The sequence below is a fragment of the Candidatus Bandiella numerosa genome (assembly GCF_021811875.1).
Taxonomy (GTDB): domain Bacteria; phylum Pseudomonadota; class Alphaproteobacteria; order Rickettsiales; family Midichloriaceae; genus Aquirickettsia; species Aquirickettsia numerosa_A.
In genome coordinates this window covers 1-13,063 of the sequence record NZ_JAJBJD010000009.1, presented here as the reverse complement: position 1 = coordinate 13,063, position 13,063 = coordinate 1, and the positions used below count along the sequence as shown (strand labels likewise).

The following is a 13,063-nucleotide window of genomic DNA, read 5'->3' as shown; positions in this document are numbered from 1 at the left end:
AGTTATAACGGCCTACTACCAAGTTTCTGTTCGTCTCAGCCTTACTTTGCCGTCAGCTTCCTTCCGCCAACTCCTCACGAAGTTAACCTTGCCTCAGCTAATGGACAGCTCTATATCAGCCCATGAGAGACTTGAACCCTCTACTCTTACATCATGCACGGCGCACATATTATTTATTCCATTTCTATTGTTGCAGGTGGTTTTGATGTAACGTCATATACAACTCTATTAATTCCTTGAACTTCGTTTACAATTTTTCTTGCAACATGTCCAAGTATGCTATGAGGCAAATCTACATAATCAGCAGTCATCCCATCTACAGAGGTGACAGCTCTAAGTACACATATATGTTGATATGTCCTTGCATCACCCATGACACCAACAGTTTTAACAGGCAAAAGTGCCACATAAGCTTGCCATATCTTGTCATAAAGACCATTTTCCTTCAGAGTATTAATGAATATATAATCAGCTTTTCTGAGGATCTCGCATTTTTCTTCAGTCACTTCACCAATCACTCTGATTCCCAAACCTGGACCAGGAAATGGATGCCTATTTAAAATTAAACTTGGCACTCCTAGTTCTTTGCCTAGTTTTCGCACTTCATCTTTGAATAATAACCTAAGTGGTTCAATAAGTTTTAGATTTCCCATATCTTTTGGTAATCCACCAACATTATGATGTGATTTTATAGTTACTTTTTTACCAGTAGAAGTGGCAGCTGATTCAATAACATCTGGATATATAGTCCCTTGTGCAAGATATCGAATATCTCCAATATCCTTAATAGCACTTTGAAATGTTTCGATAAATACTCGACCTATTATCTTTCTTTTTTCTTCAGGATCAGTTACTCCCTTTAGTTCAGATAAAAACTTTTTTTGAGCGTCGATTGTGATTATTTGTAGATCAAAATTATCTTTTAAGCTTTTTTCAACCTCTTCAACCTCATTATGTCTCAAAAGTCCGTTATTAACAAAAATACAATAAAGTTGTTTTCCAATTGCTTTATTGAGAAGAGTTGCTACAACTGTTGAATCAATCCCCCCAGACAAACCAAGTGCAACTTTTTGCTTTCCCACACTATTTTTTATTTGATTTATTGCTTCATCTATAAAACAGCCCATTTCCCAATCTTTTTTACAGCCAACAATTTTTGTAAGGAAGGTGTCGATTAATTTTATCCCATCGAGTGTATGTGAAACTTCAGGATGAAATTGTATTCCAAATATATTTTTTGTTTTATGCTCAATGGCTGCATATGGTGCTTTGTCTGTTTTTGCAATAACCTTAAAATCATTTGGTAATTTGCTTATGCAGTCTCCATGGCTCATCCAAACTTGATAATTATTTTTTGGTTGCCAATAATTATCAAATAACATTGATTTTTCCAGAATTTCTAACTGTGCAGCGCCATAACTTCTTGATGTAGAGCTAGATACAGTTCCACCAAAATCTTTACATATTGCTTGTTGACCATAACATACACCTAAAATTGGAACATTTAGTTCATAAATAACTTTTGGTATTTTGGGTGAGTCAAAATCAGTAACAGACTCACTACCACCGGATAATATTATCGCTTTTGGATTGAAGTTATTTATTTCCTTATCTGAAATTGAAAAAGGCCTAATTTCGCTATATATGTTAAGCTCTCTAACTCTGCGAGCAATCAATTGAGTTAACTGGGAACCGAAATCAAGAATTAAAATTTTATCGTGATTGTTCATATTGTATTTTTGTAGTTTGTAGTTGGTTTTGACTGGTCTAAGCTATGAATATGGCTTTCTCTCATTCCTGCAGGAGTAATTTTTATAAATTTGCAGTTTTTCTTCATTTCAGCAATATTTTTGTTGCCCGTATATCCCATTGCTGAAGTTAATCCACCAAGTAATTGAGTCACTACACCACTTACTGCTCCTTTATATTCTATATACCCCTCTACTCCTTGTGGGACTAAATTGGTTTCACCTTTTTGAAAATATCTATCTGCAGAGCCAGCTTTCATTGCCTCAATAGAGCCCATGCCTCTATATTTTTTATACTTTTTGTTATCAATAATAATGATTTTACCTGGAGCTACATCTGTGCCAGCTAAAAGAGAACCCAACATTACGCAATCGGCACCGGCAGCAATAGCCTTAACTAAATCTCCAGAAAATTTTATTCCTCCATCTGCTATCAAGAAAGAATCTTTTGCCTTACATATATCAGCAATTTCTAAAATTGCAGATAACTGTGGAACCCCAACGCCTGAAACAATTCTAGTTGTGCAAATTGAACCAGGTCCAATTCCAACCTTCAATGTATCTGCTCCTGCGTAAAGTAATGCCAAAGCAGCATCTTTAGTCGCAATATTGCCTGCAATTATCTCTGCTTGCGGATACAATTTTTTAATTTTCTTTATCGTATCAATAACATTTTGTGAGTGACCATGCGATGTATCAATAACAATTGCATCAACATTTACTTTCATCAATGCCTCGATCCTTTTTATTGCATCCTCTCCGGTTCCTACAGCAGCAACTACCTTAAGATTATTATGCTTATCATGACAGGAAGTTTTATCCTTTAAAGGATCAATTTTATATTTTTTTACTTTGCTTACTTCTTTACACTGCAAATCAATACTTAAATTTTTATGAATTGCTCCTATCCCACCAAGAAGAGCCATTTTTATTGCCATTTTATGCTCTGTAACAGTATCCATTGCTGCAGATATTAACGGAATTTTAAGGGTAATTTTTTTCGTTAATTTTGTAGTCACATCAGCTTCTTTTGGAATTATATTGGAATAATTCGGTTCAATCAAAACATCATCAAAAGAATACGATTCTTTTATTTTTTTCATTCTTAAAATTCTTGCATTTTTAAAATAGTAATATAGTAATGATACCATATAAAGTCACCATATACTACCAACCTAAATATTATGACAAGGAATTTCTTGCAAAATCTTACTTTACTTACAAAAAATATGATAGATGAATTGCCAATTTGTGACATTCATGTGCATTTACCAGGAGTAATTTCTCCACGAATTGCTTGGGATTTAGGTGTAAGAAATAAATTTATATCAATTAAGAAGGAACAAGATGGTAAATATGTCTATTCGAATGGGTCACAATCTTTATCTGTTTTAGATCCGCATGAACATTACGTAGACATATTTAAAGATGGTATAGTACTAAATGAAAATGCAGAACCTCAGAATTTAGAATATAATATTGATGTAGATAGTTTTAAAGATTTTGATAGAATAATGGCAACAGTTCAAGGGCATAGACATCCACCAGGGGGCATTCAAACTAAAGATGACATGATGTTTTTACTTGACAGCTACCTAAATGATTGCATCAAACAAAAAATATTTTATACAGAACTTCAGCAAAATATAAAAATTGCGTATCTACTTTTTCCAGATGAAGATGCTACAAATGCAAGAAAGAAATTATATCTATTATTTAAAGAAGTAATTGAGAAGTTTAAACAAAAAGGTGTGCATCTCAGATTTTTACATTGTTTTAATAAAACTAAAATGGCTGGAGATGAAAAAACTACTCATGAAAGAACTTTAGAGGCCGCTGGTTGGTTGGAAGAAGCGCAAAAGATTGTGCCAAATGTATTTGTAGGAATAGAATCAGCAGGTCATGAAAAGGATGAATCTGGATGGCCAGTGCACTTAAAGGCTGGTTATGAAAAAGTACATGATCTAGGGCTTGGTTGCGAAGCTCATGGTGGAGAAGGAATTGGTGTTGAACACATGTTTGATGTTGCAAAATCATTGCCAATCACAAGATTAGCTCATGGGTTTCAAGTAATTGAAGATATTGAGGTAATTGAATTTATAAAACAAAAAGCCATAACTTTGATAATGATGCCTATTGTTAATTTAAATTTAGGTCTATGTCTTCACGTTAAACAGGATAATGATAACAAATATATTCCTTGTGCAAAATCAAAGGGAGGAAAAAAAATTTATATCAGAGATTTTTGGCAACATCCTTTTTTTAAGCTATTCAGGAAATATAAAATGAAAATTACCTTAAGCTCAGATAATCCTAATATTGGTGGTATACCATTAAAAGAAGCTATTGTAGTACTTGCTGGCTTGAATGATAAGTATAATATCCCCGAAAATTTTATTCCTCTAAGGGCAGAGGAGCTTGCAATACTTTGTTATAATGGAGTTAATGCAATTTTTAGCGATGAAGGGATCAAAAAAGAGTACAAAGTCCTGTTGCTTAATTGGATCAAGAAATATAATTTAGATCAAGGATATATAAATAATTTTTACCAATAGATTACTTAGCATCTAGTCTTTTTGGTGATTGGTATAATGAATTTATTTATTGTATTTGGAAAGATAAACATTTAGAATCTAAACTAGAGTGACTGAAAGTATACAATTATGAAAAAGTTTAAGATTCCGTGCACGTTTTCTGGTAAGACATCACCGGTTACCTTTTACATAGGAGCCCCAGATAAAGATCATCATCCAATCCAATTTCAGGCTGATTGGCTTTCAAAGGAAAGGGGTGGTACTGTTCCGCCTGAAATTATGAAAAGTCTAGAAGAACTAAAAGCGTTATCAGAAAAAAATGGAGTGCCTTTTGAGGAGTTGTGCAGTTATGCACTGGAGTCTATTGAAAAGGGGGCAATCATTAGAAAGAAGTAAAGAACAAGCAATTTCGACAGACAAGGTTGAAAAAAAGTGATTTCTGATTGGTTGAGCCATAAAAATATATTAGCTTGAAAAATAAAATATTTGTTGTAGTTTGTAGCCCTTGTAGTTATCTATAATACAGAATGAAGGATTCAAGATATTTGGCGTCAATTTTACGCTTGTCTATTGCGTATTGCATTATAATGTTTTTAACAAGAGCAGCCCTTATAGCTCAAAGTGTGTTTTTAAATCAAATAGATGGAAATATATTTGATGTCATAAAAATAATATTTTTAGGTGAGATTAGTGATTTATCTGTCCTATTTTATATTTTAACTCCTATATCACTTTTATATCTGGCATTACCAAAAGTAGTAATTAATTATAAATTAACAAAATGTTTAGGTGTTATATTTATTTTTATGTATATCTATGTACTTTTGTTTAATTTAGTTGCTGAATGGTGTTTTTGGGATGAATTTGGAATTAGGTATAATTTTATTGCTGTTGACTATTTAGTATATCGTAGGGAGGTGACGGGCAATATATATGAATCTTATCCACTTGTGAAAATTCTTATTGTCATAGCGCTATTGGTGCCAGTTTTTTATTTTCTAATAGAACGGATATTGAAAAAAATTGAATATAAGAAATTTGGTAAATTTTTTATATTGAAGGGGTCGCTTTTATTAATAATTTTTTTGGGTCTTAGTTATAGCTTTAATCCGAAAAATTTAATTAACAAGGAATTTGATATCAATAATTACGCCATGAATCTATCTTATAATGGATTAGATAGTCTTTTTAGTGCGTTCAATAATAATACATTGAGCTATAAAGCTTTTTATATTAATTGTGATGAGGGTAAAGTTTTAAAGAATCTCAGAGAAAAAATATCAACAAATAATAGTGAGTATATTTCTGATACGCTAACTGATATATCAAGAAAAATAACTCCAATTAACTCTAAAGGTAAAAAATACAATATAGCTTTAATTGTTGTTGAAAGCCTAAGTGCAGAATTTTTTGAATATTTTGGTAATAAGCAAAATATTACTCCCTTTATGGATGAGCTAATTTCAAAAAGTCTATTTTTTGATAATTTTTATGCAACTGGTACGAGAACAGTAAGGGGGCTTGAGGCAATTAGTTTATCTCTACCACCATTGCCTGGTAACTCAATTTTGAGAAGGCCAAATAACGAGAGTCTTTTTAGTATTGGCTCGGTTTTTAAAAATCTTGGTTATGAAAATAAATTTATATATGGTGGATACGGTTATTTTGACAATATGAACTATTTCTTTGCTAATAACAATTTTGAAATTGTTGATAGAGCTAATTTTGATAAACAAGAGATAAATTTTTCAAATATTTGGGGAGTGAGCGATGGGGATTTATTTGATAAATTCATTAGTGAAGCGGATAAATCATATGCTAGCAATATCCCTTTCTTCTCATTGATACTAACGACCTCAAATCATAAACCATATACTTATCCTGAAGGTAAAATTGATATTCCATCTGGTTCAGGAAGAGAGGGGGCAGTAAAATATACAGATTTTGCAATTAAACAGCTTATAGAAGATGCTAAGAAAAAATCATGGTTTGACAATACTATTTTTGTAATTGTGGCAGACCATTGTGCTGGAAGTGCAGGGAAAACACACATACCTCTAAATAAGTATCATATACCTTTGATTATGTACGCTCCAAAGATTTTGAAGCCAGCAATTGTAAATAATTTATCTAGTCAAATTGATATTGCTCCAACCTTGCTTGGGATATTAGGTAAACCATATAGCAGCAAATTTTTAGGACAGGATATTATTAACTCACCTGCTAATAGAGCTTTTGTTAGCACTTACCAAAAGGTAGGGTTATATTCTAATGATAAATTCACAATACTTGGACCAAAGAAGATGCATTGGGGTTATTCAGTTGATAAGAATTTAGAGCAAAAATTGATTGAATATGATGAGAAGCATCTTTTTGACACGGTGACATTTTATCAATCAACAAGCTATTTACTAGATAATAATTATCTAAGAGATTTTTGATTTATTTTTTAGGTTTATCTGTTTTGATCTAGCTATTGCCAAAGCATTTTCTTCAACATCTTTTGTTATTACACTACCGGCTGCAATCATTGCTTTTGAGTTAATTTTTACTGGTGAGATAATTGATGAATTTGAACCAATAAATACTTTTTCTCCAACAAAGGTATGGTGTTTATTTTTGCCATCATAATTGCAAAATACTGTTCCTGCACCAATGTTAACATTATTTGAAATTGTCGCATCTCCAATATATGATAAATGACCAGCTTTCACATTTTTCATTAAGTCGGAATTTTTTACTTCAACAAAATTGCCAATTTTTGAATTTTTTCCTATCTTAGTTTTTGGTCTGATTCTGGCAAAAGGCCCTATAATAGAACCATTTTCAATAGTAGCTCCTTCAATGTGTGAGAAAGAATGTATAATAGAATTGCTTTCGATGTATATATTGCTTCCTATGAATACATTCGGATATATCGTTACGTCATTTTGGATATCAATATTATTTGCAAAGTAGCTAGTTTCAGAATTTATTACCGTCACTCCATTATTTAGCAATCTATTTACAATTAGGGATTGATTATATTTTTCGGCATATACCAACTGATTCCTATTGTTGATTCCAATTACTTCATCAGCTTTTGCAATAACATAGCTACAATTTTTTTGCTTTTGGTTTAAATATTTTACTATATCTGTTAGATAAAATTCATGATGCAGGCTATATTTATTTTCACCAGTTATATGTAAAAAATCACATAGAGCTTCTTTTTTCACCAAAATAATACCTGAATTACATAATTTAATTTCTTTTTGCATAGCAGTGGCTTCTTTTTCCTCGATAATTTCTGATATTTTATTATGATTATCGGATATGATTCTGCCATAACCTTCAGGATTTCTGGAGTTAAAGCCAATTATGCATAAATCAGCACCACCTTTAATTTTATTATGCATACTAAATATAGTTTCTTTTGTAACAAAGGGAGTGTCACCATATAAAATAAGCACTAAATCGTTTAGAGATTCAATATTATCGCATGCTGTCTTGACTGCATCTCCTGTTCCAAGCCTTTCACTTTGAACTATTTCATGTAATTTGTACTTATCATGTAGCTCTTGAAAGGTTGCATGATTTTGTAACTCCCGATTAACAACAATATGAGTATGATTTGAACCGCTATTTAATGATATACTTAGCTTTATAACATATTCAATTATTAATTGTGAGCTGATTTTATGTAATACCTTGGGAATGGAGGATTGCATTCTTTCTCCGTTTCCTGCAGATAATATAATAATTGTTGGTTCAAATTTTTCTTGCATAATTAGAAAATATTCCTTATTTATTTGATTAATTATTTTATATAATAAACTTAATGTTGAAGTTTTCGAAGTGGAAATTAGCGAGTATAATCATCGTTGTATTACTTTCAATTTATTTTTCTATTCCTACATTCTTTTATAATACAAAGGAAGCTAAGTTTTTAATAAATCAGAAGATAAATTTTGGACTTGATTTAAGAGGTGGCGTTTCACTAATGATACAGGCTAATTTAGATGATTATATAAAGGAAAAATTTTTTTTAAATGCAGAACAATTTAAAAACAAATTGAAAAGTAGTAACATTGATTTTGACAATTGGGATCTTAAAGAAAATTATTTAAAATTTTCAATTAATACTATTAAGAATAAAGATGCATTAAGGGAAGTAAAAAATCTGTTAAAAAATAAGGATTTTGTTTTGGATGAATCTGGGGATGATTTTGTTATGAAGTTTGACAGCGAATATATTCAAAGATTAACATCAGACGTTTTAAATCAGAGTATTGAAATTATCCGCAAGAGAGTTGATTCCGTAGGCACTAAGGAAGTTGAAATTCAAACTTTTGGGAAAGACATGATATTACTTCAGGTGCCTGGGCTTAGTGATCCTAAGGAGATAAAAAAAATCATTGGAAAAACTGCAAGGCTTACTTTTCACATGGTTAAAAATAAATTCACAGAGAATTTAACTGAGTCTGAAAAAATTGCACTATTAATTAATTCAAAGGTGCTTCCTTTAGAAAATGGTAAAGGTGCTCTTATAGTTGAAAATAGGCCAGTTATGACTGGTGACATGTTGGAGTTTGCAAGTGTGGATTATGGCAAATTAGGTGAGTCAGTGATTAGGTTTCGTTTTGGTAATTTGGGTAGAGAAATATTTGCAGACATAACCACAAAAAATAATGGTGAAATGTTAGCAATTGTTTTTGATGATAAAATTATTAGTCATCCGGTTATTAACGAACCTATATTAGGAGGTGAAGGAATTATATCGGGTAATATGACTCCTGAGATGGCAACTGACATAGCATTGTTGCTTAGGGCTGGTGCTTTGCCGGTACCTCTAAAAATTATAGAAGAAAGATTAGTTGGTCCTACACTTGGAATGGAATCTATTAAAGCTGGTATAAAAGCTTGTATAATTGCATCACTTCTGGTTTTTGCTATAATGTTAGGTTATTACAGGTTTTTTGGACTCATAGCAAGCGTTGCATTGGTTATAAATTTTATAATGATGATTAGTGTGCTTTCAATTTTTGGCGCGACCTTAACTTTACCTGGAATTGCTGGTATAGTTTTAACCCTTGGTATGGCTGTGGATGCAAATGTATTGATTTTTGAAAGGGTAAAGGAAGAATTAAAAAAGGGTATGGCGCCACTCAATGCATTGCATAATGGATATAAATATGCATTTATTACAATTTTTGATTCAAATACTACAACCATTCTTGTTGCGATTGTTCTTTATATATTTGGAACTGGACCCACTAAAGGATTTGCAATAACATTGATTGTAGGGATTTTATGCTCAATGTTCACCTCTATTTCAATCACAAAAGCCATAATAACATTATGGTATAGGGCAAAAAAAAAACCAAAAATTATTAATTTGTAATTAATGTAAGTGATAAGAAATTTTAAAAGTAAGTTTTTAGACCTCTCACTAAGAAAAAAATTTATTATTTTAATTGCTGGAATCGCAACAATTTCTCCTATATTTTTAATCGGCTTTTTAGCATCTATATACTACTATATTGGCATAGAATCATTATTTAATGATCAAGTAAGTAAGGCTGTTTCTGATACTGTAAATGTAGCTAAATTATATTTAAAAGAAAATAACGAAAAGATTAAATTTGAACTTCTTCAAATTGAAAAAGCTGTTGAAAAACAAATTAAAATCGTAGATGAAAGTGGTGAGTTAAATTTTATACTTGATGAACAAGTAAAAAGCAGAGGAATTTCAGAGGCAATAATTTTCACAAAAGATGCTGTTATAGCCAAAAATTCACTTAGTTTTTCGTTTATTTTTCAAAAGATTTCTCCCCAGATTTATAAAATGGTGGATGAGAAAAAGATAGTCCTACTAGAGAATCAAGGGGGAGACAATATTAGAGCAATTACAAAATTAGATATAGACATAAAATTAGGGGATGTATTTTTTAGAGATGTATATCTAATGATTGGAAAATATATGGATAAAGAAATCATAAATTATTTGAGAAAGACTCAAGATTCAAAAGATAAATATTACTATTTATTAGCAGATTTAAAATTTACTAAAAGGAGTCTGCAAGTTACTTTTATAATTCTATCATCTTTAATGTGTTTTTTTTCATTCGTTATTTCAGTGAAGTTAGCAAATATTATAGCCAATCCGTTAAATAGGCTTTTAGATGCAACGGCTAAAATTAAAAAGGGTGACTATTCTATTAGAGTTCCTGAGATTCAATCAAGTGATGAAGTTTCTCAACTGGGCAAAGCGTTTAATAAGATGACAAGCACTATAGAAAAGCAACACAATGAATTAAAAATTGCTTATAAGAGTATTGATGAAAGAATAAAATTTATAGAGACAGTTTTAAAGGAAATTTCATCTGGTGTTATTGCAATTGATAAAGATGGGCGTATATCATTATATAATTATTCAGCTAAAAAATTATTAGGTCTAGAAAATTTTGATAGCAATATGAAGATATTTAAGGTAATTCCGGAAATTGCCGATTTAATTTATCTCATACAGAATGAACCTGGCAATGTATTTAATGAAAATATAATTATCAAGAGGAAGGGAAGAGCTATACATTTATTTATTAAAATTGGAGCGGTAATAATTGATAGTAAGATTAGTAATATAGTTATTAGTTTTGAAGATATAACGCAATTGGTTGTGGCTCAAAGAGAAGCTGCTTGGTCAGATGTGGCCAGAAGAATTGCACATGAAATCAAAAATCCACTTACCCCAATTCAGCTTTCTGCAGAAAGATTAAAAAGTAAATTTTCTCAAAAAATCGATAAGAATGATGTAGATAATTATAATAAATACGTTGATGCGATCATTAGAAATGTTAATGACATTCATTCAATAGTGAGTGAATTTATACAGTTTGCAAGAATACCTAAACCTAAATTAAACTCTCATAATATTAAACAGATAATTAATGAAGTAATTTTTAATCAACAGAATGTTTTTCGAAAAATTAAATATTCATTTGATTATGAAGTGGAAAATCAGTATGTTAAATGTGACAAAACACAAATTACGCAAGTATTGACGAACATTGCAAAAAATGCTGCTGAATCTATACTTTCCAAGTATGTAAATAATGAAGAATTAGGTGAAATAAAATTCTTCCTAAAACAGATTAAGGGCAATGTTTTAGAAATATCGGTTAAGGATAATGGAAAAGGGATAGAACAAGGTTTAATTTATAGGATAGCAGAGCCATATATCACAACCAAAGCATCGGGTATGGGTTTGGGATTGTCAATTGTCAAAAGAATACTTGAAGATCACAATAGTCAGCTTCATATATCCAATATCAAAAATGGGGTTAAAGTGTCATTTAATTTAAAGATCAGTAATAAAAATGAATAAAAACAACAGACTTAGAGGAATTGGATACATGATATTGAATTCTTTTGCATTATCATTGATTTATATATTGATGAAAAAGCTTTCAATTGACTTAAATTCAAGCCAAGTGGTGTTCTTTTATAAATTTTGCTGTTTAATCATTATATTACCTTGGGTGTTTAATGAAGGAATGCAAATATTAAAAACTCCACAACTAAAATTGCATATATTGAGAGGGTTTTTTAGTGCAGCTGGATCATTGTTTTTTATGTATTCTTTGCAGTATGTTAAGGTTGTTAACGCTACGGCTTTGTCATATTTAGAACAGGTGTTATGGGCAATTATCGCCATATTGTCTTTTAGGGAAAAATTTTCTTTTTCAAAATTTATTGCAATTTTTGCTAGTTTTTTAGGAGCGCTGGCAGTTATTTACCCTGGTTTAATCAATCTATCTTTTCCGTTTATTGATATTAGTAAGGTGTCGGTTATGGATTATAATAAATATTACACATTTACTTTTTTAGCAATACTTAGCTGGACAGCCAACAGTATATCTGTAAAAATTTTAGGAAAAACTGCAAAGAATAAAACACAAGCGTTTTATTCTTTGTTATTTTCTTCATTTTTTGCATTTCCTGTACCTTTTTTAAATTGAAAATATGTTAATATTGGTTTTAATTTTCCAATACCGGGTGAATTTATGCCATTTTATAGCCTGGAATTAAAGCCTATTTATGCATTATATTTTATTGTTATTACTATTTGTTATGTAACCCATTCTATTGCCTTTTTTAAGGCAATGAAAAAGGCTAATATGTCTGCTTTAGCACCATACCATTATTTGAAAATTACATTTGTAGGTATTTTGGGGTATTTAATATTTGGTCAATCTCCAGATAATTCAGTATATTTTGGATATATACTGATAATTGGTTCTGGTATTTTCTTAATGAAGCATGAGCATAAAATAAACAAGAGGGAGAAAAGGAAGAGTTAATCTTTCTCTAATGTTTTAATTATCTCAAAATAGTTTAAATATTTATTTATGATGCCTTCGCAAAGTTCATTTTTTAAATCTATTTTTGGTTTTTTTAATTTCTCACAGTCAATTTTTAGTAAATCAAAAATTTCATTGATGATGCTAATCAGAGACTTAAAAAAATTTTTATTCCTGATTACCTGAGTAAATTGACATGAATCATAATTTTCTAAATTGTTGAAATGAAGAGTTTTTTCTTTATGTAATTTATAATTTTCTATTTTAATTAAATTTATAATATTTTCAGAAACGATTATAAATAAATTATCTTTGAAAGACCATTGCATAATAGGCAGAAAGAAACATATATGATAGAATGAAAAGATAAGTACATACGAAAGAGGAGGCAAAATGTCATTTTTAGTAAGAGAAGCAGAAGAACGTATAGAGAAGAGTA

12 protein-coding genes are annotated in these 13,063 nt (G+C 30.5%); 8 read left to right on the top strand and 4 right to left on the bottom strand.

Features of this window, described 5'->3' with window-relative positions; genetic code table 11:
• A partial coding sequence (locus tag L8D11_RS00880; protein WP_236869795.1) for a hypothetical protein occupies window positions 1–211 on the top strand: 211 nt, incomplete at its 5' end.
• On the opposite strand, the gene guaA is transcribed toward L8D11_RS00880, so the two are convergent.
• Window positions 174–1,730 (bottom strand): glutamine-hydrolyzing GMP synthase, encoded by a 1,557-nt coding sequence (gene guaA, locus L8D11_RS00875; protein WP_236869794.1) that lies wholly within the window; start codon window positions 1,728–1,730, stop codon window positions 174–176. The two genes, L8D11_RS00880 and guaA, sit on opposite strands and share 38 nt — an antisense overlap.
• Window positions 1,727–2,851: an IMP dehydrogenase gene (guaB, locus tag L8D11_RS00870; RefSeq protein WP_236869793.1), complete on the bottom strand. Its 1,125-nt coding sequence runs from the start codon at window positions 2,849–2,851 to the stop codon at window positions 1,727–1,729. The genes guaA and guaB overlap by 4 nt, the downstream gene beginning before the upstream one ends.
• 96 nt (window positions 2,852–2,947) lie before the next feature.
• On the opposite strand from guaB, the gene L8D11_RS00865 reads away from it, so the two are divergent.
• From L8D11_RS00865 to L8D11_RS00855, 3 genes are all read left to right on the top strand, one after another.
• Entirely contained in the window at window positions 2,948–4,303 is a 1,356-nt protein-coding gene (locus L8D11_RS00865) for an amidohydrolase family protein (protein WP_236869792.1), read from the top strand.
• Between the two features lie 108 nt (window positions 4,304–4,411).
• On the top strand, window positions 4,412–4,678 hold the full coding sequence (locus L8D11_RS00860; protein ID WP_236869791.1) for a DUF2610 domain-containing protein: 267 nt from the start codon (window positions 4,412–4,414) through the stop codon (window positions 4,676–4,678).
• Between the two features lie 191 nt (window positions 4,679–4,869).
• Window positions 4,870–6,723 (top strand): LTA synthase family protein, encoded by a 1,854-nt coding sequence (locus tag L8D11_RS00855; protein ID WP_236869790.1) that lies wholly within the window; start codon window positions 4,870–4,872, stop codon window positions 6,721–6,723.
• Here L8D11_RS00855 and glmU read toward each other — a convergent pair.
• Window positions 6,709–8,049: a bifunctional UDP-N-acetylglucosamine diphosphorylase/glucosamine-1-phosphate N-acetyltransferase GlmU gene (gene glmU, locus L8D11_RS00850; RefSeq protein ID WP_236869789.1), complete on the bottom strand. Its 1,341-nt coding sequence runs from the start codon at window positions 8,047–8,049 to the stop codon at window positions 6,709–6,711. The genes L8D11_RS00855 and glmU overlap by 15 nt on opposite strands.
• Window positions 8,050–8,102: 53 nt before the next feature.
• On the opposite strand from glmU, the gene secD reads away from it, so the two are divergent.
• The 4 genes from secD (at window position 8,103) to L8D11_RS00830 (ending at window position 12,624) form a co-directional block, all read left to right on the top strand.
• A complete protein-coding gene (gene secD / locus L8D11_RS00845; protein WP_236869788.1) occupies window positions 8,103–9,665 on the top strand; it encodes a protein translocase subunit SecD in 1,563 nt (520 codons plus the stop codon).
• Between the two features lie 9 nt (window positions 9,666–9,674).
• On the top strand, window positions 9,675–11,648 hold the full coding sequence (locus L8D11_RS05900) for a sensor histidine kinase (protein ID WP_236869787.1): 1,974 nt from the start codon (window positions 9,675–9,677) through the stop codon (window positions 11,646–11,648).
• The gene (locus L8D11_RS00835) at window positions 11,641–12,282 is read left to right on the top strand and encodes a DMT family transporter (protein ID WP_236869786.1); all 642 of its coding nucleotides are present in this window, start codon (window positions 11,641–11,643) and stop codon (window positions 12,280–12,282) included. The genes L8D11_RS05900 and L8D11_RS00835 overlap by 8 nt, the downstream gene beginning before the upstream one ends.
• 144 nt (window positions 12,283–12,426) lie before the next feature.
• On the top strand, window positions 12,427–12,624 hold the full coding sequence (locus tag L8D11_RS00830; protein ID WP_458692970.1) for a hypothetical protein: 198 nt from the start codon (window positions 12,427–12,429) through the stop codon (window positions 12,622–12,624).
• Here the strand turns inward: L8D11_RS00830 and L8D11_RS00825 are convergent.
• On the bottom strand, window positions 12,621–13,063 hold a 443-nt coding region (locus L8D11_RS00825), incomplete at its 5' end, for a hypothetical protein (RefSeq protein WP_236869784.1). The two genes, L8D11_RS00830 and L8D11_RS00825, sit on opposite strands and share 4 nt — an antisense overlap.

Bases quoted from the DNA above. Each gene is read 5' to 3' on its own strand.
- guaA (WP_236869794.1), bottom strand. From the start codon at position 1,730: ATGAACAATCACGATAAAATTTTAATTCTTGATTTCGGTTCCCAGTTA.
- guaB (WP_236869793.1), bottom strand. From the start codon at position 2,851: ATGAAAAAAATAAAAGAATCGTATTCTTTTGATGATGTTTTGATTGAA.
- L8D11_RS00860 (WP_236869791.1), top strand. From the start codon at position 4,412: ATGAAAAAGTTTAAGATTCCGTGCACGTTTTCTGGTAAGACATCACCG.
- L8D11_RS00855 (WP_236869790.1), top strand. From the start codon at position 4,870: ATGTTTTTAACAAGAGCAGCCCTTATAGCTCAAAGTGTGTTTTTAAAT.
- glmU (WP_236869789.1), bottom strand. From the start codon at position 8,049: ATGCAAGAAAAATTTGAACCAACAATTATTATATTATCTGCAGGAAAC.
- secD (WP_236869788.1), top strand. From the start codon at position 8,103: ATGTTGAAGTTTTCGAAGTGGAAATTAGCGAGTATAATCATCGTTGTA.
- L8D11_RS00835 (WP_236869786.1), top strand. From the start codon at position 11,641: ATGAATAAAAACAACAGACTTAGAGGAATTGGATACATGATATTGAAT.
- L8D11_RS00830 (WP_458692970.1), top strand. From the start codon at position 12,427: ATGAAAAAGGCTAATATGTCTGCTTTAGCACCATACCATTATTTGAAA.